The organism is Leifsonia shinshuensis, assembly GCF_014217625.1.
Classification (GTDB): Bacteria; Actinomycetota; Actinomycetes; order Actinomycetales; family Microbacteriaceae; genus Leifsonia; species Leifsonia shinshuensis_A.
Genome location: NZ_CP043641.1, coordinates 3,838,178 through 3,859,803, shown reverse-complemented (window position 1 = coordinate 3,859,803; position 21,626 = coordinate 3,838,178). Strand labels below are relative to the sequence as shown.

General features: G+C 70.6%; 18 protein-coding genes. 7 read left to right on the top strand and 11 right to left on the bottom strand.

Annotated features, from left to right (window positions below; genetic code table 11):
- The first annotated feature begins 21 nt into the window (after window positions 1-21).
- The 5 genes from F1C12_RS18770 (at window position 22) to F1C12_RS18750 (ending at window position 5,531) form a co-directional block, all read left to right on the top strand.
- Window positions 22-1,155 (top strand): ABC transporter ATP-binding protein, encoded by a 1,134-nt coding sequence (locus F1C12_RS18770; RefSeq protein WP_258046010.1) that lies wholly within the window; start codon window positions 22-24, stop codon window positions 1,153-1,155.
- The gene (locus tag F1C12_RS18765) at window positions 1,152-2,045 is read left to right on the top strand and encodes a 2-aminoethylphosphonate ABC transporter permease subunit (protein WP_185276364.1); all 894 of its coding nucleotides are present in this window, start codon (window positions 1,152-1,154) and stop codon (window positions 2,043-2,045) included. The genes F1C12_RS18770 and F1C12_RS18765 overlap by 4 nt, the downstream gene beginning before the upstream one ends.
- Entirely contained in the window at window positions 2,042-2,842 is an 801-nt protein-coding gene (locus F1C12_RS18760; RefSeq protein ID WP_185276363.1) for an ABC transporter permease, read from the top strand. Before F1C12_RS18765 ends, F1C12_RS18760 begins: the two co-directional genes overlap by 4 nt.
- Window positions 2,843-2,953: 111 nt before the next feature.
- Window positions 2,954-4,423 (top strand): AAA family ATPase, encoded by a 1,470-nt coding sequence (locus F1C12_RS18755; RefSeq protein ID WP_258046009.1) that lies wholly within the window; start codon window positions 2,954-2,956, stop codon window positions 4,421-4,423.
- 121 nt (window positions 4,424-4,544) lie between these two features.
- Window positions 4,545-5,531: an Abi family protein gene (locus tag F1C12_RS18750; protein ID WP_185276362.1), complete on the top strand. Its 987-nt coding sequence runs from the start codon at window positions 4,545-4,547 to the stop codon at window positions 5,529-5,531.
- A 22-nt stretch (window positions 5,532-5,553) separates the two neighbouring features.
- Here F1C12_RS18750 and F1C12_RS18745 read toward each other — a convergent pair whose 3' ends face one another.
- Window positions 5,554-5,955 (bottom strand): VOC family protein, encoded by a 402-nt coding sequence (locus tag F1C12_RS18745; protein WP_185276361.1) that lies wholly within the window; start codon window positions 5,953-5,955, stop codon window positions 5,554-5,556.
- A gap of 61 nt (window positions 5,956-6,016) precedes the next feature.
- Between F1C12_RS18745 and F1C12_RS18740 the strand changes: the two genes are divergently transcribed.
- Window positions 6,017-6,532, top strand: a complete 516-nt coding sequence (locus F1C12_RS18740) for a MarR family winged helix-turn-helix transcriptional regulator (protein ID WP_185276360.1) — start codon at window positions 6,017-6,019, stop codon at window positions 6,530-6,532.
- 10 nt (window positions 6,533-6,542) lie between these two features.
- Here F1C12_RS18740 and F1C12_RS18735 read toward each other — a convergent pair whose 3' ends face one another.
- The 10 genes from F1C12_RS18735 to F1C12_RS18690 form a co-directional block, all read right to left on the bottom strand.
- Window positions 6,543-7,904, bottom strand: coding sequence for a family 43 glycosylhydrolase (locus F1C12_RS18735; protein ID WP_185276359.1), 1,362 nt, complete (start codon window positions 7,902-7,904; stop codon window positions 6,543-6,545).
- Window positions 7,905-8,006: 102 nt separating this feature from the next.
- The gene (locus F1C12_RS18730) at window positions 8,007-9,641 is read right to left on the bottom strand and encodes a collagen-binding domain-containing protein (RefSeq protein WP_185276358.1); all 1,635 of its coding nucleotides are present in this window, start codon (window positions 9,639-9,641) and stop codon (window positions 8,007-8,009) included.
- Between the two features lie 55 nt (window positions 9,642-9,696).
- Complete coding sequence (paaK, locus tag F1C12_RS18725) at window positions 9,697-11,010, bottom strand: phenylacetate--CoA ligase PaaK (protein ID WP_185276357.1); 1,314 nt, start codon at window positions 11,008-11,010, stop codon at window positions 9,697-9,699.
- Between the two features lie 30 nt (window positions 11,011-11,040).
- Window positions 11,041-11,442, bottom strand: a complete 402-nt coding sequence (gene paaI, locus F1C12_RS18720) for a hydroxyphenylacetyl-CoA thioesterase PaaI (RefSeq protein ID WP_258046008.1) — start codon at window positions 11,440-11,442, stop codon at window positions 11,041-11,043.
- A 134-nt stretch (window positions 11,443-11,576) separates the two neighbouring features.
- A complete protein-coding gene (locus tag F1C12_RS18715; RefSeq protein ID WP_258046007.1) occupies window positions 11,577-13,775 on the bottom strand; it encodes a beta-galactosidase in 2,199 nt (732 codons plus the stop codon).
- On the bottom strand, window positions 13,772-14,944 hold the full coding sequence (locus F1C12_RS18710; protein ID WP_185276355.1) for a glycoside hydrolase family 1 protein: 1,173 nt from the start codon (window positions 14,942-14,944) through the stop codon (window positions 13,772-13,774). Before F1C12_RS18710 ends, F1C12_RS18715 begins: the two co-directional genes overlap by 4 nt.
- Window positions 14,945-14,993: 49 nt before the next feature.
- Complete coding sequence (locus F1C12_RS18705) at window positions 14,994-16,685, bottom strand: ABC transporter ATP-binding protein (protein ID WP_185276354.1); 1,692 nt, start codon at window positions 16,683-16,685, stop codon at window positions 14,994-14,996.
- Complete coding sequence (locus tag F1C12_RS18700) at window positions 16,682-17,653, bottom strand: ABC transporter permease (RefSeq protein WP_185276353.1); 972 nt, start codon at window positions 17,651-17,653, stop codon at window positions 16,682-16,684. The genes F1C12_RS18705 and F1C12_RS18700 overlap by 4 nt, the downstream gene beginning before the upstream one ends.
- Window positions 17,650-18,630: an ABC transporter permease gene (locus tag F1C12_RS18695; RefSeq protein WP_185276352.1), complete on the bottom strand. Its 981-nt coding sequence runs from the start codon at window positions 18,628-18,630 to the stop codon at window positions 17,650-17,652. The genes F1C12_RS18700 and F1C12_RS18695 overlap by 4 nt, the downstream gene beginning before the upstream one ends.
- Before the next feature lie 73 nt (window positions 18,631-18,703).
- Window positions 18,704-20,362 carry an ABC transporter substrate-binding protein gene (locus F1C12_RS18690; RefSeq protein ID WP_185276351.1) on the bottom strand — a complete coding sequence of 553 codons (1,659 nt, stop codon included), beginning with the start codon at window positions 20,360-20,362 and terminating at the stop codon, window positions 18,704-18,706.
- A 166-nt stretch (window positions 20,363-20,528) separates the two neighbouring features.
- Here F1C12_RS18690 and F1C12_RS18685 point away from each other — a divergent pair, with 166 nt between their 5' ends.
- Window positions 20,529-21,617 carry a LacI family DNA-binding transcriptional regulator gene (locus F1C12_RS18685; RefSeq protein ID WP_258046006.1) on the top strand — a complete coding sequence of 363 codons (1,089 nt, stop codon included), beginning with the start codon at window positions 20,529-20,531 and terminating at the stop codon, window positions 21,615-21,617.
- Window positions 21,618-21,626: the final 9 nt, after the last annotated feature.

Here is a 21,626-nt window from a genome sequence, read left to right as displayed (position 1 = left end):
ACGAGGACCGAGATGACGACGATGACCGATGACCGCGCGGCCGCGGTCGAGCTGGACCGGCTGGAGGTCGCCTACGGCGGCGCCGTGGCCCTGCGCGACCTCAGCCTCCGGATCGCCGAGGGCGAGACCGTCGCCCTGCTGGGGCCGAGCGGCTCGGGCAAGTCGACGGCGCTCAAGGCGATCGCCGGGTTCGAGCCGGTGTCCGCCGGCACGATCCGGCTCGCCGGACGCGACGTGACCGCTCTGCCGCCCGCCAAGCGCGGCATCGGCATCGTCGTCCAGTCCTACGCGCTCTTCCCGCACCTGCGGGTCGGCGACAACGTCGCCTTCGGGCTCGCCGCGCAGCGGGTGCCGCGCCGCGAGCGCGCCGAACGGGTGGCGGCGGCGCTCGCGATGGTCGGGATGTCCGACTTCGCCGGCCGCTACCCCGGCCAGCTCTCCGGCGGCCAGCAGCAGCGCATCGCGATCGCCCGGGCGCTCGCCCCGCGGCCGCGCGTGCTGCTGCTGGACGAGCCGCTCTCCGCGCTCGACGCCCGGCTCCGGGAGTCCATGCTCGAGGAGCTGCAGCTGCTCCGCACCGAGCTGCCCGACATCGCGATGCTCTACGTGACGCACGACCAGTCGGAGGCGCTCGCGCTGGCCGACCGGATCGGGATCATGCGCGACGGCCGCATGGTCGACATCGGCGCGGCGGAGCAGCTCTACACGCGTCCGCCGTCGGCGTTCACCGCGACCTTCCTCGGCGGCGCGAACCTCCTGGAGGCGACCGTCGTGTCCTCCGGATCGTCCAGCGAATGCGTGGAGGTCGCGGTCGGCGGCGACCGGCTCGCCGGCCGCTCCGCCTCCCGGCGCTCGATCGGGGAGCGGGTGCTCGTGAGCGTGCGCCGGCACGCGATCGCGCTCGCCGCTCCTGGCACGGACGGCTCGCTCGCCGCCACGATCGAGTCGGTGGTCTGGCGCGGCTCGGCGCACCACGTGCGCGTGCGCCTCTCCGGAGGCGACACCGTGGCCGTCGTCGCACCGCTGACCGGCGACCGGCCGCACGTGGGCGACGCGGTGGCGCTGCTGATCCGGCGGGAGGACGTGCACCTGCTGGAGGAGAAGCCGTCTGGCGACGCCGGCACCGTCTCCGGGACTCCGGCGGTGGCCGCATGATCGTGCAGCCCGCCGTCCCCGTCCCCTTCGGGCCCGCCCCGCGCAGCCGCGCCGCCGGCCGCCGCCCCGCGGCCTCCCGCGGCTGGCTCTGGACCGCCGCGCCCGCCGCGCTGCTGGCGCTGTTCGTCCTCGTCCCGCTCGCCGAGATCGTGGTGCAGTCGTTCCTCGACGACGACGGTCACCCGGTCGGGCTGTCCGGCTGGGCGAGCATGCTCGGGAGCCCCTCGCTCTGGCGGTCGCTCGGCATCACGCTCGGCGTGGCCGCGGCCTCCACCGCGGGCTGCCTGGTCGTCGGGACGCTCCTGGCCTTCGTGCTGGTGTTCGTGCCGTTCCGCGGATCGGCGCTCGTCCGGCGCGCGATCGAGACGGTCGTCTCGTTCCCCTCCTTCCTCATCCCACTGGCCTTCGTGGTGCTCTACGGCAACGCGGGTGTGCTGCACGCGCTGCTCGGACCGGCCGCCGGGCGGTTCTCGTTCACCAACAGCGTCGCCGGGGTCGTCGTCGCCGAGGTCACCTTCTATACGCCGTTCATCGTCGCGCCGCTGCTCGCCGCGTTCTCCGGCGTCTCCGCCGACCAGCTGAACGTGGCCGGGAGCCTCGGCGCCGGCCCGCTGCGGATCATCCGCACCGTCGTGCTCCCGGAGGCCGCCCCCGCGCTCGGCGCCGCGGCGATGCTGACCTTCCTGCTGACGATGAACGAGTTCGGCATCGTGCTGTTCACCGGCGCGAAGGACGTGCTCACCCTCCCGATGCAGATCTACACGAGCAGCATCGTGAGCTTCGATTTCAGCGGCGCGGCCATCATGGCGATCGTGCAGGTCGTGCTGTCGGTCGGGATCTACCTGCTCTACCGGTGGGCTGCGGCGCGGTGGACGGGACGCAGCGCATGATCGTCTTCTCGGCCCGCGCGAAGGCCACGCTCTGGACGGTCTTCGGCATGGTTTTCGCCCTTCTGGTCGTGCTGCCGTTCGCCGTCATCGCGGTCGCTGCGTTCGCCGGCTCGTGGAACGGCGTCCTCCCCTCCGCGCTCACCCTCGGCCATCTCCGCGACGCGCTCGCCGGCGACAACCTCAGCAGCCTCCGGGTCAGTGTGGAGACCGCCGTCATCGCCAGCGTGCTGGCCGTCGCCGTCGGCTCCTGGGCGGCCATCGCCGTCCGCACGGCGCCGCGACCGGTCGGCCGCACCGTCGACGTGCTGTTCCACCTGCCGGTGTCGGTGCCCTCCGTCGTGGTCGGGCTCGGGCTGCTGATCGCGTTCAGCAAGCCGCCGCTGCTGCTCAACGGCACGGCCGCGCTGGTGGTGCTGGCACAGGCGGTGCTCGTGCTGTCGTTCTCGTACAGCACGGTCTCCGCTGCGGTGCTGCGGCTCGACCCGCAGCAGGAGCGCGTCGCGTTCAGCCTCGGCGCCTCCCGGGCGCGGGTGCTGCTGCGCGTCGTCGTGCCCGCGCTGCTGCCGGCGATCGGCGCCGCGGCGGGCCTCGCCGTCGCGCTGTGCATGGGAGAGCTCGGCGCGACGATCATGGTCTACCCGGCCTCCTGGCGCACCCTGCCGGTGTCGATCTTCACGGCCTCCGACCGCGGCGACCTGTACTTCGCCGCAGCGAGCGCCCTCCTGCTGATCGCGGTGACGTTCGTGGCCGTGGCGGTGACCGGGGCGCTGACGCGGCGGCGGCGCGCGCGGTCGTAGCTGGTCTTCACCTGGCAGTCTCCTGAAGACGGGTGTACCGTCCGTGGCCTCCGGTCTACTGTCCACCTTCGGTCTGCGTTCTCTCGTCGCGCGGACCGCGGAAGGAGTCCCGTGGCCCTCAACCTGCCCGTGTCACCGCACCTCAGCGTGCGCCTCGACCCCGACGCGACCGGTGAGCTGCTGGTCGACGGGGCGCCCGAGTGGTTCTCCGAGCCGAGCACCGAGCAGCTCCGGGAGGTCGTCCTCGGCCGGGTCGGGCAGATCGCCGCGAACGCCGGCCACCCCGTGCAGCTGACGGTCTCCGACGAGGAAGGCGACTGGTTGCTGGTCGTGCACCCGGACGGCTCCATCGGCGACGAGGAGGAGCTGGCCGCCGAGAGCATGGCCGATCCCGTTCCGTTCGCCGACCCGCAGAAGGCCGCGCGGCATCCCGAGCCCGCGTCGTTCAACGACCTGCTGGGCTCCGCCGGGCGCCCCAGCGACCCGGAGCCCGCGCCGTTCACCGACCTGCTCGGATCGCCGAAGCCGACCACGCCGGTGCCGCTCCCGGTCGCGCAGCCCCCGGCGTCCGAGCCTGCGCCGTCCCGGCAGGCTCCGGCCAAGCCCGTGAACACCTCCCCTGTGACGCCGCCGGAGCCCGTCGAGCTGGTGCCGCGCGCCCCCGAGCGGCCGTCGTTCCTGCACGTCGAGAAGCCGCGCCCCGACCTGGCGCGCTCCGGCGTCCGCGGCGCGCTCGCCCGGGTGGGGGTGCCCATGTCCCCGTCGGCGGCGGAGCTGCGGGAGCGCGAGGAGCTGGACTCCGTGAGCCGGCACTGGGCCGGTCCGCGCACCATCGCGATCGTGAACGGGAAGGGCGGCGCCAACAAGACGCCGACCACGGCCCTGCTGTCGGCCGTGTTCGCCCGCAACGGCGGCACCGGCGTGCTCGCCTGGGACAACAACGAGACCCGCGGCACGCTCGGCTGGCGCACGGAGCAGGACGACCACGACGCGACGCTCCAATCGCTGCTGCCCGCAGCCGACCAGCTGCTCTCGGCGGAGGCCCGCAGCGCCGACATCGGCCACTTCGTCCACCACCAGAACGCGGACAAGTACGACGTCCTCCGCTCGAACCCGACGATGCTGGCCACCGAGCAGCGCATCTCCACGGCCGACTTCGACCGCCTCCACGCCGTGGCGACGAAGTTCTACCGCCTGGTGATCATCGACAGCGGAAACGACGAGTCGGCCGAGCGCTGGCTCCGGATGATCGACCACACCGACCAGCTCGTCATCGCGACGACGGCCCTCGGCGAGCACGCGGAGGCCGGCGCGCTGCTGCTGGAGGCCCTCATGCAGCGCGACCCCCAGTCGGCACGGCTCGCCCGCGACGCGGTCGTGATCGTCTCCCAGTCGGAGCGCACCGGCCCGGAGTCGAACGTGACCCGCGTCGCCAAAGGCTTCGAGCCGCTGGCCCGGCGCGCGGTCACCATCCCGTTCGACCCGGAGATGCACGGCGGCCGGCTGTCGTACGACACGCTGGCGCCGCGGACGCGGCGGGCGTGGCTGCACGCGGCGGCGGCGGTGGCGGAGGGGTTGTAGGGGTCAGCGGTCGGAACCCGCTGAAGGGTTGCGTCCTGAAGCTGAACTGCTACCCTGGAATCATAAACACCAGCCCCTCTGCCTTCGGGTACGGGCTGGTTTTCTTTTTTCCTGGAGCACCATGCAGTACGACAAGCCTCATCTGACGATCGAGCAGCAGCTTCGACAGCTTTCAGAACGTGGGCTTCAAATCGACGAGGGTGACGCCGCCCGTCGCATCCTCGAAACGGTCGGCTATTACCGCTTCAGCGCGTACGCGTATCCGTTCCGGAGGCCGATTCCGAAGGACGTTGCCCCGGACACCTCGGTTCAGTTCCGCGTCAACTCGTTCGAGGTGGGCGCCCGATTCGATTGGGCCCGGAGTCTCTGGGCGTTCGACCGCTCGTTGCGCCTCCACATCCTCGATGCCGTCGAAGCCGTGGAGATCGCGCTGAGGTCCAAGATCGGCTACCACCTCGGGCGCCGAGACCCGTTCGGCCACCTCGATCGCACGAGCCTCGACACAGCGCGGTGCGCGCGGCTCGATATCGAATTCTCGGATCGAGGCGTCTTCGACGTTTGGCTGGACAGGTTCGCTCATCATCAGAAGAAGGCTCAGGCCGAGGACTTCGTCCAGCACTACGTCGAGAAGTACGACTCGAAACTGCCCGTGTGGGTCGCCACCGAGGTCATGGAGTTCGGTCAGCTCGTCCGTTTGTTCGGCCTCATGCGCGACGACGATCAGTCACTCGTTTCGAAGGACATCGCACAGGTGTCGGGAGCCGTGTTCGGGCGGTGGATGAAAGTCGCGAACTACACCCGGAACCTCAGCGCGCACCACGCGCGGCTCTGGAATCGTCGACTCACCTACAAAGTCGGGCGCATCCCCGACAACGCGGCCGACCTCATCCACCTCAACGAGGCGCCGGAGAGCCGGCAGCGGATCTACGCGGCGTGCGTCGTACTGGCGTTCCTCGTGCGGGCGATCCGTCCGGAGGCGCGGTGGGCGGCAAGACTGGTCGAGCTACTGGACACCTTCCCGAACGATCTGCCCGTGTCGCCGGAGAGGAACATGGGTTTTCCGGCCGGCTGGAGGTCGCTGGAGGTGTGGTCCACGGGCGCGGCGTAGTGGCCGCGCGCCGTTTGAGCCCCTACCTCCCCCCGACCCGCGCCGCAGCCTCCGGCGTCGCCGGCGTGAAGAAGTTGATCACCGTGCCGTCCGGGTCGCGGAACAGCATCGAGCGGTTGCCCCACGGCAGCGTCGTCGGCTCCATCACGAGGCCGCCGGCCAGCGCGGCGATGCGGTCGCGCTCGGCGTCGACGTCGTCGACCAGGAATTCCAGCATCAGGCCCGCGTTCGAGCGCGGTGCGACGGAGCCGGCGGCGAAGCGGTCCGTCAGGGCCGTTGCGCTGATCGCGATCGTGCCGCGGGAGGTCACGAGCTCGGCGAACTGGTCGTTCGCCCACCGGGCGGTGAGGCCGAGGGCCTGTTCGTAGAAGGCGACGAGGGCGGGGACGTCGTCGGTGGGGAAGCGGACGGATGCGAAAGTCATGGGTGGTCTCCTAACGGCTATGTCAGTCAGCTTATATAAGTTGACTGATACAGTGCAAGGCATGCCCGCACAGAACGCAGAGACCGCACAGAACGCAGAGACCGACCGGAACATCCACGGCGCGCGCGACTTCGGCGATCGGCTGACCTACCTCGTCCGGCGCATCGACGGCGCGCTCGCCCACCGCCTCGACCAGCGGCTGCGGGAGTACGGGCTCACCCCGGCGCAACTCTCCGCGCTCGCACAGCTCGACATCGAGCACCCCGGCACCCTGACCGGCGCGCAGCTCGCCGACCGTTCCGGCGTCACGGCCCAGTCGATGTCCGCGGCGATCGCGCGGCTCCTCGACCGCGGGCTGGTCGGCCGCACCCAGAGCACGGTGCACGGGAGGCGGCTCGACGTCTCGCTCACGCCGGAAGGCGCCGAACTCCTCCGCACCGTCCAGCGCGACACGCTCGACGCGGAGGCCGCGGTCGACTTCGGGCTGGACGACCAGGAGCTCCAGCAGCTCAAAGACACGCTGCGGCGCGTCGCCCGTGCGCTCGGCGTGTTCCTGCCGGCCGAGCACACGGGCTGACGGCGGCGCGCTAACCCGAAACGACCTGCCCGTGGTTCCGGCGCTGCACGTACAGCCGGTTGCTGTCCGGGCCGGTCCACTCCACGCGCACGACCCCGGGCACCGCGGTGTCCGGGAGACGCGACGGGTCGGCCCAGTAGCCCTGCGCCGGGTTGCGGAAGAAGGTCGTCCACAGGTGGCCGCTCTCGTCCTGGAACACGCTGTTGCCTCCGCAGCCGACGCCGAGCGTCCAGCGCGGCGAGTACGGTCCCTCCAGCTTGTCGGCGACGGCCATGATCGCGTCGTACTGGTACTGCACGCGCCCGGGCGCCGGGGTGTCGTAGGCGTACCGCGTCGAGCCGTCCGGGTTGGTGGAGGTGCGGTCCCAGGCGGCCTGCGTCAGGTAGTACTTGCCGCCGTAGGAGAACACGTAGGCGCCCTCCAGGTACGGCTCGGGAGAGTACGTCGCCTGGTCGAACGCCGGCAGCGCGGTGTCGGGGATGATGTCCTCCATGTCGTCGCTGAACCGGGCGTACACGCTGTTGTGCAGCACCAGCCAGGCGGCGTCGCCCTCCGTGAACATGCTGCCGTCGATGTGGTAATAGTCCTCCGGCTTGGCGACGGCCGGGCCGCTGCCGGTCGGGTCGCCGAACGGCTTCTCCAGGTTCCCGGTCGCCAGGCGGTACGGGCCCTCGACACCGCCGTCGCTCACGAGCAGGAACGAGCCGACCTTCTTCGAGTGGTCGCCCATGCACGCCACGATGTACCAGCGGCCGTTGAAGTAGTGCACCTCCGGCGCCCACACCTCGCCGCGCTTGCCGAACTTCGTGTCGTACCAGTACTCCTGCCACGGCGCGACGACGGTGCGGCCGGGGGTGTTCTCACCGACGAACTCGGGCGACCAGACCTTGCCCTTCTCGGCGTCGGGCCGGATGCCGGTCGTGTCGGCCAGCGTCCACGGGCCGTTCATCGACGGGGAGGTCCACACGAAGATCCCGTCGTTCCACGGCTGCGCCGCGCTCAGCCCGGGGACGCGCGTGGTGCCGGCGGCGACGTAGACCGAGTGGCCGTTCACCTTGAAGAAGTTCACGTACGTGTCCCGGATCCAGACGTGGCCCAGCTCCACGTCGCGCGGCCGCAGCTCCAGCGGGAGGACCATCGAGTTGTCGTCCCGCGGCCAGAGGTCGATCCGGTTGTCGGCGAGGCCGTACGGCGTCTGCTCCGGCCACGGGGCCGGGTACTTCCTGTTGGACTGCGCAGGAGGGAGCTGCGTGGCGAATGCCGGTCCCGCCTCCATCGCCACCGCCGAGAGCATCGCCGTGACGCCGACGAGCGTCGCGCCCTTCAGCAGCGCACGCCGGTCGATCTGCGCACCGTCGCCGTGAGAAACCATCCGTCATCCTCCTGATCCGAGGGGCGCCTTCGCCCGACCCTGTTCGACGCTACGAACGGGTCTTTTGCCAGTCAACGGATGGCAGAAAAGAGATCGGAGGGACTACTCGCCGCGGGTGTTCCTGCGCTGCCGGACGAGGCCGAGCGTCGTCACGACGGCCCCGGCCGAGAGCAGCAGGATGCCCAGCGCGACCATCGGGGCCGGCGCACCCGAGCCGGTGTCGGCGAGCTCGCCCGTCGGTCCGCCTGCCGCGGAATCGGGGTTGTCCGGCACCACGGGCGGAGGGGTCGGCGTGGGCGTCGGTGTCGGTGGCGGAGGCACGTAGGTGTTCTCGATCGTGCAGGTCACCTCGGCGCCCTGCGGCAGTGTGACGACGTCGCCGGAGACCACCCCGCCGACGCACGACCAGTCCCCCGCCGTGTAGTCGGGCAGCGTCCCCGACTCGGAGAGCGTGTAGTCCCCCGGCGCGACCACCTGCTGGGTCACGTCGGCGCTGCCGCCCTGGCCGGTGACGGTGTCGGGACCGGAGGCGGTGAGCGTCCAGTCGGAGGGCTGACCGGTCGAGCCGTCGCTGTTGTGCACCACCTTCACCAGCGACAGGATCGGGTCGTCCAGCGGGGCGGACTGGCAGGACAGCTCAGCCGCGAACGGGAAGTCGTGCACCTCCCGCACCTGGCCTAGATTGCCGGGGCCGTGGACGAAGGAGGCGGCGACCACGTTGCCCTCGATGTTGTTGGTCTGCACCCACGAGACGGCGGCGTTCGGCGCGTACAGCGTGCCCTCCATCGCCGCGCCGCCGTTGACCGTGACCGTGGAGGCCGACGCGAAGTTCCAGAGGATGTACGGCGCCTGCCCGCCGCTGACCCCCGCCTGGTTCGGGAACGTCCCGCTGTAGTCGCCGGAGACGTTGATCAGCAGCGGGGTGCTCGCCGTCGGGGCGGTGCGGTAGGTGATCTCGTTGATCTGCCCGAGCTCGGCCGCCGTGAGGTTCAGGACGTTCGTCACGCCGGGCGTCAGGGTCAGGTAGACGCTGGTCGGGGAGGTGATCGGCCGCGTGATGGGAGCGCCGTTCGCGTCGGTGAGCAGCACGTTCTCGTCGCAGCCGGCGAGCGCCGTCGCCGTCGGCCGGTAGAGCGCGAACGCGCCGTCGACGTCGATCAGCGAGCTGGGCACCGGCGTGCCGATCGAGGCGGGCGTCTGCGTGACCGTGCCCGAGATCTGCGGGTTGGTGTTCACGGTGCCGCCCGGCGGCACGATCGAGTAGTTGATGAGCGCGTTGTTCTGGTCGTGGTCGAACGCGGTGTACGTGGCGGTGTCGCCGATCTTCGTGTACCCGCCGTTGAGCACCTTGAGGTTCACCGCGGTGGGCGGGAAGACCACTCCCCCGCGCACGTACAGCAACGTCGGCACCGTGTCCCCCGGTGCTGTGAATGTCGGGACGGCGGGCGAGTGCGCCGCGACGTTGTAGCTGGTGGTGAACGAGAGGTTCCCGCCGACCGCGACGGTGCCCTCCGACTCGTCCGCCGCCAGCAGGACGTTCCCCTGCGCGATCACGGTGAACCCGCTGTTCGCCGGGTGCCCGGCCAGCGGCTGCGCGACGGGGTTGACCGGCCCGACCGTGCTGGCGGCGACCGGCGCGGCCCCCGCGGCCTGCGGGAAGCCGACTCCGGCCAGCAGCGCCGCCCCCAGTGCGGCCGCCGCGATCCCTGCCGTGGTGATGACGCGGGCCCCCGTCATGCGGGGGAGTCTAGGTGCGGTTCTTCACCCGAACAACCCCCGACGTGAGAAAGGCTCAGCGGTAGTCGTACACGCGCTTGTACTTGCCCTCGCTGCGCGGCAGCTCCGCCGGCTCGGCGAGCACGACGTCCACGGTCGTGCCGATGTGCACCTTGATCTTCTGGCGGAGCACCTGCGCGGCCGCCTCGCAGACCTCGCGATCGAGCTCGGGATGGCGCTCGATGCGCACCGTGAGCGCGTCCATCCGGCCGTCCTTGCGCAGTTCCAGGATGAAGTGCGGCGTCAGCGTCTCGATGCCGAGGACCAGCTCCTCGATCTGGGTCGGGAACAGGTTGACGCCGCGCAGGATGATCATGTCGTCGTCGCGGCCGGTGATCTTCTCGATGCGGCGCAGCGCCGGGTACGCACTGCCGGGCAGCAGCCGGGTCAGGTCGCGGGTGCGGTAACGGATGACCGGGAAGGCCTCCTTGGTCAGGGACGTGAAGACCAGCTCGCCCGTCGTCCCGTCCTCCACCGGCCGGCCGGTCTCGTGGTCGATGATCTCCGGGAGGAAGTGGTCCTCCCAGACGTGCGGGCCGTCTTTGGTGACCACCGACTCGCTCGCGACGCCCGGGCCCATCACTTCGCTCAGCCCGTAGATGTCGACCGCGTCGAGGCCGAGGCGGCGCTCGATCTCGGCGCGCAGCTCGTTCGTCCACGGCTCAGCGCCGAGGATGGCGACCTTCAGCGAGGTCCCGCGCGGGTCGAGTCCCGCCTCCTCGATGGCGTCGGCGATCGTGAGCAGGTAGCTGGGCGTGCACATGATGGCGTCCGGCTCGAAGTCGTGGATGAGCTGCACCTGCCGCGCGGTCTGGCCTCCCGACATCGGGATCACGGTCGCGCCCAGCCGCTCGATGCCGGCGTGCGCGCCGAGACCACCGGTGAACAGCCCGTAGCCGTAGGCGTTGTGCACCTTCCAGCCGGCCTGCACGCCCGCGGCCTGCAGCGAGCGCGCGACCAGGCCGGCCCAGCGGTCGAGGTCGCCCTGCGTGTAGCCGACCACGGTCGGCCGGCCGGTCGTCCCGGACGAGGCGTGGATGCGCCGGACGTCGTCCATCGGCACCGCGAACATCCCGAACGGGTAGGTCGAGCGCAGGTCCTCCTTCGTCGTGAACGGGAGGCGCACGATGTCCTCCAGGGTGCGGATGTCGTCCGGGCCGACACCGGCGGCGTCGAACTTCGCGCGGTAGAGCGGGACGTTCTCGTAGGCGTGCCGCACCGTCCACTGGAGGCGCTTCAGCTGGAGGTCGCGCAGCTCCTCGCGCGTGACCGCGACGGGATCGATCTCGGTGCGGTCGGGGGTGGCGGGTGCCGGTGTCGTCGTCGACATGGGGACCTCCGGGGTCGGGGTTGTGCGGTGTCAGTCGGCCGTGCCGCCGTGCTCGGCGGCGGCCCGGTTGGTGGTGAGCGACCGGCCGCGGAACTCCGCGACCACGTCGCCGGTCTCGTCGGTCACGGTGACGTCGTAGACGCCGTTGCGGCCGGTCACGCTGCGGCGCACGGCGCGCGCGGTGAGGGTCTGCCCCGCCCGCGTGGACTTGAGGAACGTGATGTCCGCGCCCGCGGCGACGGTCACCCGCTCGTCCTCGTTGCAGGCGATGGCGAAGGCGGTGTCGGCGAGCGCGAACACCAGGCCGCCGTGCGTGATCGCGAAGCCGTTCGTCATGTCCTCGCGGACCGCCATACTGACGATCGCCTCGCCCGGCACGTCCTTCTCGACCATCATGCCGAGCGCCGCGGAGGCGCGGTCGCGGAGCATCATGGGCCGGAGTGATTCTGAGCTCATGTGCGCACCACCCGCGAAACCTCCTCGTTCCTTACCGATCGTTCAGTAAATAGTGGCATCGAGGGTGCCGCGACGCAACAGCGGGCCGGAGATTTCACCCGCGGGAGGGATTACGACACGGGGTGGACGCGGTGTCCCCGCGCCGGCAGCACGACCGGCTCTTCGCTCACCGCGACGCCGTCGAGCACCGGACGGAGCGTCACCGGGTACGGCGCGACGTTGATCGCGACCAGCGCGGCCGACTCCTCGTTCGCCACCGGAACGACGATCGCTCCCGCCCGATCGGCCCCGGGTTCCAGCCGCTGCCGCACCCCGGCCTGCGCCAGCAGCGACCGCCAGAACCCGGCGTGCACGGGATAGTCGGCCCCGAGCACCACGGCGACCCCGCCTCCGGCCGTCTCGACGCGTATCGCCGCCGGGAGGCCGCTTCCGGTCTCGCGCAGCAGCGGCTCGCCCGCGCCGGCGAGGAGCTGGACGCGCGTCACGCGGACCTCCCGCGCCCCGTGCCCCGCGAGCGCGCCGACTGCGCGGACGCTCGGGAAGTACTGCCGGTCGGCGTGCATGCTCTCCGCCACGACGCCCGCGCTGGTCAGGCCGAGCGCGTCGGCGAGGATCGTGCAAGCACTGCCGTCCGCGTCCTCCGCGGGGAGGTCGCCCGCCAGCAGCAGCCGGCCTCCGGTCGCGAGGTGCCGCGCCAGGAACTCCTGCACACCGCGGCCCAGCTCCCGTCCGGTCGCCAGGACGATGAGCTCGCGGTCCCGGCCGTCGCGGCTGTCGGCGGGCGCGCCGGCGCTCCAGGCCTCATCGCTGCCGGCCGCCGCCTGGAGGTCGAGCCCGCGGAAGCTCCAGCCGCCGAACACCAGCGCGCGGGCCAGGGTCTGCCGCACGCCGAGGCCGCGGTGCAGCTCGCGGTCGCGCACCTGCTCCGCGCGCCGCGACGCCGCGGGATGCCGGTACTCGGTCAGATAGTGGTCGGCCACGAAGCCGAGCACGAGGTCGTCGGTGAGCTGGGTCGCGGTCGCGAACAGCGCGGCGTGCTCGCCCACCGTGCGCGCCGCCTCCACCACACCGTCGAGCCCGGCGGAGGGTTCGCCCTCCGGCCCGATCGGCGCGGCGAACCCGTGCCGCTCGCCGGTGAAGGAGATGCGGTCGTTGCCGTCGCCCACCGCCTCGTCGAGGAGCGGGTTGATCCCGCCCGCGAACAGGTAGTAGTTGATCAGCCGGGTGCCCTGCGCCACGTCGAGCAGCGTCTTCAGCACGGTCGCCTCCGGCGAGACGAGCTGGGCGAGGTCCTCGCTGTAGTCGCCGCTGCCCGCGTCGAACTCGAGCGCCGTCAGCGGCTGGTCCGCGTCGTTCACTGCTGCGGTGAACGCGTTCGCGACGTAGAGATCGGCCGCGTCGGTCACAGTGAGCTCGCCGAGGTACATGTCGGTGCCGCCGGCCACTCCCGGCCGGCCGCGGTACGCCTGCGCCAGCTGACTGATCCCGATCGGGAACGTGAGCCCGCGGCCGGCGTCGGTGCCGTGGAGGTTGACCAGCAGCGGAGCGGTGATCCCGGCCTCCCGCGCCCAGCGCTCCAATCGCTGCAGGTAGGCGGCGTAGCGGCTGCGCACGAAGCGGCCGAGCTGCTGGTGCAGCGCCAGCTCCGCGTCGGTGCCCGCGGCCCCGGTGCGCGGGTTGGTGGTCTCGCCCGACCACTGCGCGAACGCCCGGAGCGCGTCGTCGGTCAGCGTCGGGGTGTTCGACACCCAGTCGAGCATCCCGACCTCGTTGTCGAGCTGAACGGCGATCACCGGTCCGCCGTGCTCGCGCTGCCGCTCGCCGATCACCGGCAGCACCGCGTCGAACCAGGCCGACGACTCCGCCAGAAAAGCGGGAGCCAGGTAGTCGAGCGAGTGGGTCGACCCCGGCTCCCCGTCCCAGCCGAGTTGACGCAGCTCGGGATGCTCGCGCAGCACCCGGAACGGGATGCCCTCGTTCTTCAGCTCCGCCATCTGGAACGGCCCCGGCCGCGCGATGAACCAGAGGCCGTGCTCGGCGCACAGGTCGATGAACGCGCCCAGGTCGCGCTCCGGCCGTGTGGCGCCGGTCAGGTCGACCGTGCCGTCGGGGAGCTCGTGCCAGATCCACGGGATGTACGACGCGACGGCGTTGAGCCCGGCCTCTCGGGCCGCACGCAGGCGGTCGGCCCACTCGTCGCGCGGCACGCGGAAGTAGTGCACCTCCCCGGCGAGCACCATCCGGGGTTCGCCGTCGATCAGGATGCGCGTGCCGTCGAGCCGGGTCGGGAGGCCGGGCGCCACGCTCACAGCCCGTTCTGCCGCGCGATCGAGCCCAGCCACCCGAGCGACGGCTTCGGCGTGCGCTCGAAGGTCTCCAGGTCGACCCCGATGAGCCCGAACGTCGGCCGGTACCCGCTGGCCCACTCGTAGTTGTCGAGGGCGCTCCAGTGCAGATAGCCGCGCACGTCCACCCCCTCGCCGATGGTCTCGTGGATGGCGCGAAGCGAGGCCTCCGTGTAGTCGATGCGGCGGCGGTCGTTCGCGGTGGCGATGCCGTTCTCGGTGACCATGATCGGGGTGTGCCCGCTCTTCTCCCACGCCGAGCGGATGCCGTCGGCGGCGGCCTGCGGGAAGTACTCCCAGCCGGTCAGCGTCGTCTCGGCGTCCTCCGCGACGGGACGCGGCCCCTCCGGGCCGACGAACGTGCGGGTGTACGCCTGCACGCCGAGGAAGTCGTCGCCGGCGGACTCCTCCAGGTACCAGTCGTCGCGCGGGTAGCCGTACTCGTGCAGCATCTCGGCGGAGCCCGGCTCGTCGGTCGGCATGAAGTCCTGCGTCGCGATCGTCCAGCCGCTCTGCAGGCCGGAGACCGACGACAGCACCTCGCGGGAGCGCCGGTGCGACGCGAGCAGCGCGTCCGCGACCTGGAGGTCGGGGTTCGGGAGGCCGTAGGCGACCAGGTTCTCCGCCTTCTCGCCGCCGGCCAGCATCGCCGCGATGTTCGGCTCGTTGATCGTGCACACGTAGCGGACGCCGTCCTGGAGGATCGGCAGCACGGTCTCGGTGTACCACGCGAACAGGTCGGGTGCCTCCGGGTTCCGCCAGAAGCCGGCCTCGTCCATCCAGCGCGGCACCGTGAAGTGCATCAGCGTTACGACGGGCTCGAGCCCGACGTCGAGGCAGGCGTCGATCATCCGACGGTAGTGGTCGAGGTTCGCCCGCGAGACGAAGCCGCGCTCCGGCTCGATGCGCGCCCACTCCACCGAGAAGCGGTAGCTGTTCAGGCCGGCGTCGGCGAGCAGCTGGAGGTCCTCCGGGTAGCGGTTGTAGTGGTCGGCGGCGTCGCCGCTCGGCTCCACGATCGGGGTGCCGGGCGTGTGCTCCATGACCCACCAGTTGCTGTTGACGTTGTTGCCCTCGACTTGGTGCGCGGCGGTCGCGGCGCCCCAGAGGAAGCCATCGGGGAAGGTGAGCACAGAGTTCTCCTTGGTGTGGTCGGTCGGGAGTCGGGTCGGGAAAGGAGGGTCAGCCGCGCGACGGCGTCGGCACGGCGTCGAGCAGCCGCACCGTGTAGTCGTCCTGTGGGCGCTGCAGCACCTCGGCGGTGTCGCCGCGCTCGACCACGACGCCCTTGTCGAGCACCATGATCCGGTCTGTGACCAGCCGTGCGCTGAGCAGGTCGTGGGTGATGTAGAGCATGCTGACCCCGCGGGTGCGGCGCAGCTCCTCCAGCAGGGCGAGGACGCCGGCGCGCAGCGACATGTCGAGCATCGAGACCGGCTCGTCGGCGATGATCACCTGCGGGTCGCTGGCGAGCGCGCGAGCGATGACCACGCGCTGGCGCTGGCCTCCGGAGAGCTGGTGCGGCAGCCGGGTGGCGAACTTCTCGACCGGCGTGAGGCCGACCGTCTCGAGCAGTTCGAGCACCCGCATCCGCGCGGCGTTGCCGCGCAGTCCGGTGAAGTTCTCGACCGGCCGGGTCAGGATGTACTCCACGGTGTGCAGCGGGTTGAGTGCCGCGTAGGGGTCCTGGAACACCATCTGCACCTCCGAGTGGAGCTGCTTCAGCGCGCGCCGGCCGCGGAGGGTGTCGATGCGGACGTCGCCGAACCCGATCGTGCCGGAGGTCGGCCGTTCGACACCGGTGATCAGCTTGGCGATGGTGGACTTGCCGCTGCCGCTCGCGCCCACGAGCGCCATCGACATTCCGGGCTCCAGGGTGAAGGAGACATCGTCGACGGCGCGCGTCGCGCTGCCCCTCCGGCCCTTCGGGTAGACCTTCACGAGGTTGGAGACCACGATCGGCTCGCGCGCGCCGATGCGCTGCCGGGCGGCGTTGCCGGTCGTGCGCGCGCCCGAGACGGCTCCGGTCACGGGAGCCGGTCGCGCGGCGCCCTCGGTGCGTCGGTCCAGCCCCGGCACGGTCACCTCGGCGGCCCGCGGGTCGCCGTAGTGGCTCAGCAGCATCTGCGTGTAGGGGTGCTCGGGGGCGTTCAGGATGCGGTCGCTCGGGGCGTCCTCCACGATCACGCCGTCGTGCATGACGAGCACGCGCTGCGTCGCCTCCAGCACGACGCCGAGGTCGTGGCTGATGAGCACCGCGGTGAAGTTCTCCGACGCCTGGAGCTGGCGGATGGTGTTCATCACGGCGTGCTGCACGAGCACGTCGAGCGCCGTGGTCGGCTCGTCGAACACCATCAGCCGCGGTTCGAGCGCGAGCGCCAGGGCGATGGAGACGCGCTGGCGCATCCCGCCGGAGAGCTCACCGGGATAGCGCGACAGCGTGGACTCCGGCAGCTCGACCTTCGCGATCAGCTCCTCCGCCCGGGCGGCCCGCGCCCGTGGCGGAACGTGGCCGTGCGCGGCGAAGATGTCGAGGAAGTGGTTGCGGATGGTGCGGACGGGGTTCAGCGCGTTCATGCCCGACTGCAGCACCATCGCGAAGCCGCCCTGGCGCTGGGTGCGCACCTCCTCGGTGGAGAGCGCGGCGATGTCGGTGCCGTCGAACAGGATGCGGCCTCCCGCGATCCGCGCCGGCGGCTTGGACAGCCGGGTCAGCGCGTAGCCGAGCGTGGACTTGCCCGACCCGGACTCCCCGACCAGGCCGACGAACTCGCCCTGCTCCAGCTCGAACCCGACGTGCTTCACCGCCTCGAACGCGCGGCCCTTGCCCTCGTCGTAGACGACGGACAGGTCTTCGACCTTGAGCAGGCTCATCGTGCGGCCTTCCTCTCGCGCAGGCGCGGGTTGCTGAGCCCGTCGACCCCGAAGTTGATGAACGTCATGGAGACGGCGAACAGGGCGATCATGAAGCCGGGCGCGAAGAGCTGCACCCACTGGCCGGTGAGCAGCACGTTGCTGTTCTGGGCCCAGAACAGCATCGTTCCCCAGCTGACCGTGTTCGGGTCGCCGAGGCCCAGGAACTCCAGGCCGGCCTCCGCGAGGATCGCGGCGGTCGCCGCGCCGAAGAAGCTCGCGACGATCAGCGACGTCATGTTGGGGAGGATCTCCCGGAACACGATCCGGCTCGGGCTCTCCCCGCTGAACTTCGCCGCGGTGACGAAGTCCCGGGAGCGCAGGGTCTGCGTCTGCGAGCGCAGCACGCGGGCGCCCCACGCCCATCCGGTCACCACGACGACGAGGACGATCACGCCGATGCCGCCGTTGTGCAGGTACGCGGCGATCACGATCATGAGCGGCAGCGACGGGATGACGAGGAACAGGTTCACGACGAACCCGACGCCCTCACCCCAGAACGCGCGGACGTAGCCCCAGCTCAGGCCGACGAGGATCGCGACGATGGTGCTGAGGAGGCCGGCGATCAGCGCGACCGAGACGGACACCCGCGCGCCCCAGATCAGCTGCGACAGCACGTCCTGGCCGACGCCGGTCGTGCCGAGCAGGTGGGCGGCGCTGCCGTCCTGGCTGTGCGGGAACGACGTGTCGTGCGGGTCGTACGGCGCGAGCAGCGGCGCGAAGATCGCCATCAGGATGAACAGCAGGAGCAGGACGACGCCGAAGCGCGCCTTGGGCTCCGACCAGATCGTCCCGACGGCGCGGCCGAGGACGCGGAAGGGGTTCCAGTTCTTGTGCTCGCGCTCGACCACCCGGGCGGCCGCGGTCTTCGTGGCGACGCCCTCGGTGTCCTCGGGGGAGCTCTCGGTGGGATTCTCGGTCTGCGTCATCGTCTGGTCCTCGGGTCGAGCACGCCGTACAGGATGTCCACGAGGAAGTTCGCGATCAGGACGCTCACCGTGATGATGAGGAACAGCGCCTGCATCAGCGGGTAGTCCTGATTGGTCACCGCGTGGAAGAGGAGGAGGCCGACGCCCGGGTAGGCGAACACGGTCTCCACCAGGAGGGATCCGCCGACCACGCCGCCGAGCACCATGCCGAACGACGTGAACTGCGGCAGCAGCGCGTTGCGGGCCGCGTAGCGCAGCGCGACGGTGCGGGTGCGCAGGCCGTTCGCCTCCGCGAAGGTCACGTAGTCCTCGCCGAGCGTGTTCACCATCGTGTTGCGCATCCCGATGATCCAGCCGCCGAACGCGGTCAGCAGGATCGTCAGGCCGGGCAGGATGCCGTGGTACAGCGCATCGGTGAAGAAGTCCCAGCTCCAGTTCGGCGTCGCCGTCTGCGAGTACGCGCCGCTGGTGGGGAACCAGCCGGCGACGTAGCCGAGGAAGAACAGCAGGAGCAGCGCGATCCAGAAGTACGGGAACGCGGAGAGGAACTGCCCGCCCACGGTCGGGATGGTGTCGAGCGCCGTGCCGCGCTTCCACGCCGCCAGCACGCCGAGCAGCGTGCCGAGCACGAACGCGAGGATCGTCACGGTGCCGACGAGGACGAGCGTCCACGGCAGCGCCGCCCCGATCAGGCTCGACACCGACTGCGGGAAGTAGCTGAACGACGGCCCGAAGTCGAAGTGGACGACCTGGTTCAGGTACGTCACGTACTGGTCCCAGAGGCTGCCGGTCGGCACGCCGAGCTGGGCCTCGATCGAGGCGCGCATCGCGGGCGAGACGGGGCCGTTCTGGCTGAGCTTGGCGATCGCCGCGTCCGCGGGCGAACCGGGCATCAGTCGCGGCAGGATGAAGTTGACCGTGACGGCGGCCCACAGGGTGAGGACGAAGAGTCCCAGCTTCCCCAGCAGATAGCGCACGACGACCTCCTTTCGGTGTTCGGATCAGGCGGGACTGGCCGGTCGCGGGACGGCGCCCGCGACCGGCCGGCGATCACTTCGCCTTCGTGAGGTGGGTGAGGATCAGCAGCGAGTTCTCGGTCCAGGTGGCCGGGGTGGCGTACGGGTCGCTCGAGCTCGGCCAGCCGGTGAAGGCCTTGTCGCTGAACAGGCCCCACAGGCCGCCGTAGAACATACTGATGACGGGCACCTTGTCGTACATGACCTGCTGGAGCTGATCGATGTACTTCTTCTGGTCGCTCGTCGAGGTGGCCGACCGCAGCTGCTGGAGCAGCGAGTCCGCCTGCGGGTCGCTGAACCGCTCGAAGTTGCCGGACGTCGAGGTGCCGACAGGCTTCAGGAACTCGCTGCTCATCAGGGTGTTGAAGTCCTGGTAGACGCTGCCGGCGCCGCCGAACGCGCCCATCAGGAGCTGGAAGTCGCCGTTGTTCTGCGCCTGCGTGTACGCGGCGGGCTGCGGCTGGTCGATCGTCACCGCGATCCCGATCGCCTGGAGCTGCGCCTGGACGGCCTGCACACCGCGCAGCCAGTCGGCGTAGCCGTTCGGCGTGGTGATCGTGAGCTGGAGCTGCTGGCCGGCGGCGTCGACGAGCTTGCCGCCCTTCTGCGTGTATCCGGCCTTGGCGAACGAGGCGAGCGCCTTCTGGGTGTCCTGCGTGATCATGCCCTGGTTCGGCAGCGACGAGTTGAGCCACTGCTGCGAGTTGGGCAGGAGCAGGCCGTTCTGGCCCGCGGCCTTCACGTAGCCCTCCTCAGCGTCCTGGGCGATCTTGTCGCGGTCGAGGGAGTAGCTGAGGCCCATCCGGAAGTCGAGGTTGTTGAACGGCGCCTTGGTGAGGTTCGGCATCAGCGAGATGGTGCCGCCGGGCGGGAACCAGTACTTGTTGTGCTGCTTGTTCGCGCCGACCCACGTCTTGTCGACGTTGTCGATGAACGAGTAGGCCCAGTCGTAGCCGTTCTTGACGAGCTGGAGGCCGGTGTTGGAGGCCGGGAGCACCAGCTTCTCCGCCGCGACCTTGTCGGCCTGCCAGTACTTCGTGTTCTTCACCATCGTGTACTGGTTCGGCGCGAAGGTGCCGACCACGTACGGGCCGGTGGCGACCGGCTTCTCGTTGGTCCAGGTCACCGGGTCCTTCACGGACTTCCAGATGTGCTCCGGCACGATGATCTGCTGGTCGATGATGCTCGCGGCCGGCACGTTCGGGCTCTTCAGGTGGAACGTGACGGTGTCGCCGGACGAGCTGATCGTGTCGATGTTCTGCCACTGGCCGAGCAGGTCGAGCGCCGAGGTCTTCTTGATGAGGTCGAAGGTGTAGACGACGTCCGCCGGGGTGAACGGCGTGCCGTCGGACCAGTTCACGCCCTTGCGGATCGTGTACTGGATGGTCTTGGGGTCGACCACCTTGTCGCCGGTCGCGAGGAACGGGGTCGCCTTGCCGTCGATGGAGTTGACGACCTGGAGCGGCTCGTACATGTAGTGCGCGCCGGTGCGGGTGTTCGGGGAGAACGGGTTGAAGTTGCGGACGAACGTCGGGTTGCCGCCGTCGGCCCCGAACAGGAGGGAGCCGCTTGCGGAGCCCGAGTTGTTGTTCGACCCGGAGGTCTGGAGGCTGCAGGCGCTCATCGCGAGCAGTGACGCTGCTGCGGCGAGTGCGACGAGCGAACGCCGGAGGCGCGTTCTGGACTTGTTCATCGCGGTGTGGTCCCTTCAGTCGACGATGACTTGATGCTCGGCCACTGTAAGCGCATACGAAAAGTTCTTCAACCCCGCCCCGGATTAATTCTCCGCGTGCCAGAATGAGTTCTTGACAACGGATTCACAGACGAACTCGGGGGGAAAATTGGCGAGAAAACCGACGGTGTATGATGTCGCCGCGCACGCGGGAGTGTCCATCGCGACGGTCTCCCGCGTCCTCACCCGACCCGGCGATGTACGCGCTTCCACCCAGGAGCGGGTACTGGCCGCCGTCCGCGAACTCCGGTACGTGCCCAGCGGAAGCGCTCGCGGCCTCGCGGCCCGCCGGACCGGCGTCCTCGGGCTGTTCCTGCCCGGCGTGGACGCGGTCGAAGACCTGAACGACGTCCTCGTCGGCGACGACGCCACCGTAGAGGTGCGGCGCGACCCCGCGAGGCCGGACCATGGCAGCGCCGCCAACCTGTATTTCGAGGAGGTGCTGCGCGGCTGCGAGCTCGAGGCCTGGCGCCAGGGCTTCTCGCTGATGATCTGCGTCGGCCGCGGCCGCTCGCCGGAGAGCGTCGAGCTCACGCTGAACGATCTCGCAGGCAAGGTCGACGGCCTCGCCGTCATCGCCCAGAGCGCGCCGCACGACGTCCTGAAGCGCATCGGCGACACCATCCCCGTCGTGTACCTGGCCGGCCAGCGCCGCGGCGACGACTTCGACCATCTCACGGTGCGCAACCGGGAGGGCATGCGCGCCCTCACCGAGCACCTGATCGATGACCACGGCATCCGCGACCCGGTCTACCTGACCGGCCCGTTCGACTCCCCCGACGACGCCGAGCGCTACGGCGGCTTCGCGGACGCGCTGGAGGGCCGCGGCATCAATCCCACAGCGCTGCCGGTGCTGCACGGCGAGTTCTCCCGCGAGCGCGCCCGCGCGGTGGCCGAGGACCTGATCGCGCGCGGCAGCCTCCCCCGTGCCCTGGTCTGCGCCAACGACCAGATGGCCCTCGGAGTCCTGGACGCCCTCCGCGTCGCCGGCGTGCGGGTCCCGGAAGACATCATCGTCACCGGCTTCGACGGCATCGACGAGGGCGCCCGCTCCGAGCCGCGGTTGACGACGGTGATGCAGCCGATGTTGGAACTGGGCCGCGCGGCGGTGCGGGCGATGGTCGCCCGCGTGACGGACCCCGACCTGGACCCGGTCAGCACCGAGCTGCCGGTGACGGTGCTGCTGCGGGAGAGCTGCGAGGGTCCGCTGGGCTGAGCGACCTCG

Excerpts from the sequence above, each read along its gene's own strand:
- F1C12_RS18690 (WP_185276351.1), bottom strand. The coding sequence starts at position 20,362 with ATGAACAAGTCCAGAACGCGCCTCCGGCGTTCGCTCGTCGCACTCGCC.
- F1C12_RS18700 (WP_185276353.1), bottom strand. The coding sequence starts at position 17,653 with ATGACGCAGACCGAGAATCCCACCGAGAGCTCCCCCGAGGACACCGAG.
- F1C12_RS18765 (WP_185276364.1), top strand. The coding sequence starts at position 1,152 with ATGATCGTGCAGCCCGCCGTCCCCGTCCCCTTCGGGCCCGCCCCGCGC.
- F1C12_RS18770 (WP_258046010.1), top strand. The coding sequence starts at position 22 with ATGACCGATGACCGCGCGGCCGCGGTCGAGCTGGACCGGCTGGAGGTC.
- paaI (WP_258046008.1), bottom strand. The coding sequence starts at position 11,442 with ATGATGCTCCGCGACCGCGCCTCCGCGGCGCTCGGCATGATGGTCGAG.
- F1C12_RS18740 (WP_185276360.1), top strand. The coding sequence starts at position 6,017 with ATGCCCGCACAGAACGCAGAGACCGCACAGAACGCAGAGACCGACCGG.
- F1C12_RS18730 (WP_185276358.1), bottom strand. The coding sequence starts at position 9,641 with ATGACGGGGGCCCGCGTCATCACCACGGCAGGGATCGCGGCGGCCGCA.
- F1C12_RS18705 (WP_185276354.1), bottom strand. The coding sequence starts at position 16,685 with ATGAGCCTGCTCAAGGTCGAAGACCTGTCCGTCGTCTACGACGAGGGC.
- F1C12_RS18735 (WP_185276359.1), bottom strand. The coding sequence starts at position 7,904 with ATGGTTTCTCACGGCGACGGTGCGCAGATCGACCGGCGTGCGCTGCTG.
- F1C12_RS18760 (WP_185276363.1), top strand. The coding sequence starts at position 2,042 with ATGATCGTCTTCTCGGCCCGCGCGAAGGCCACGCTCTGGACGGTCTTC.
- paaK (WP_185276357.1), bottom strand. The coding sequence starts at position 11,010 with ATGTCGACGACGACACCGGCACCCGCCACCCCCGACCGCACCGAGATC.
- F1C12_RS18745 (WP_185276361.1), bottom strand. The coding sequence starts at position 5,955 with ATGACTTTCGCATCCGTCCGCTTCCCCACCGACGACGTCCCCGCCCTC.
- F1C12_RS18750 (WP_185276362.1), top strand. The coding sequence starts at position 4,545 with ATGCAGTACGACAAGCCTCATCTGACGATCGAGCAGCAGCTTCGACAG.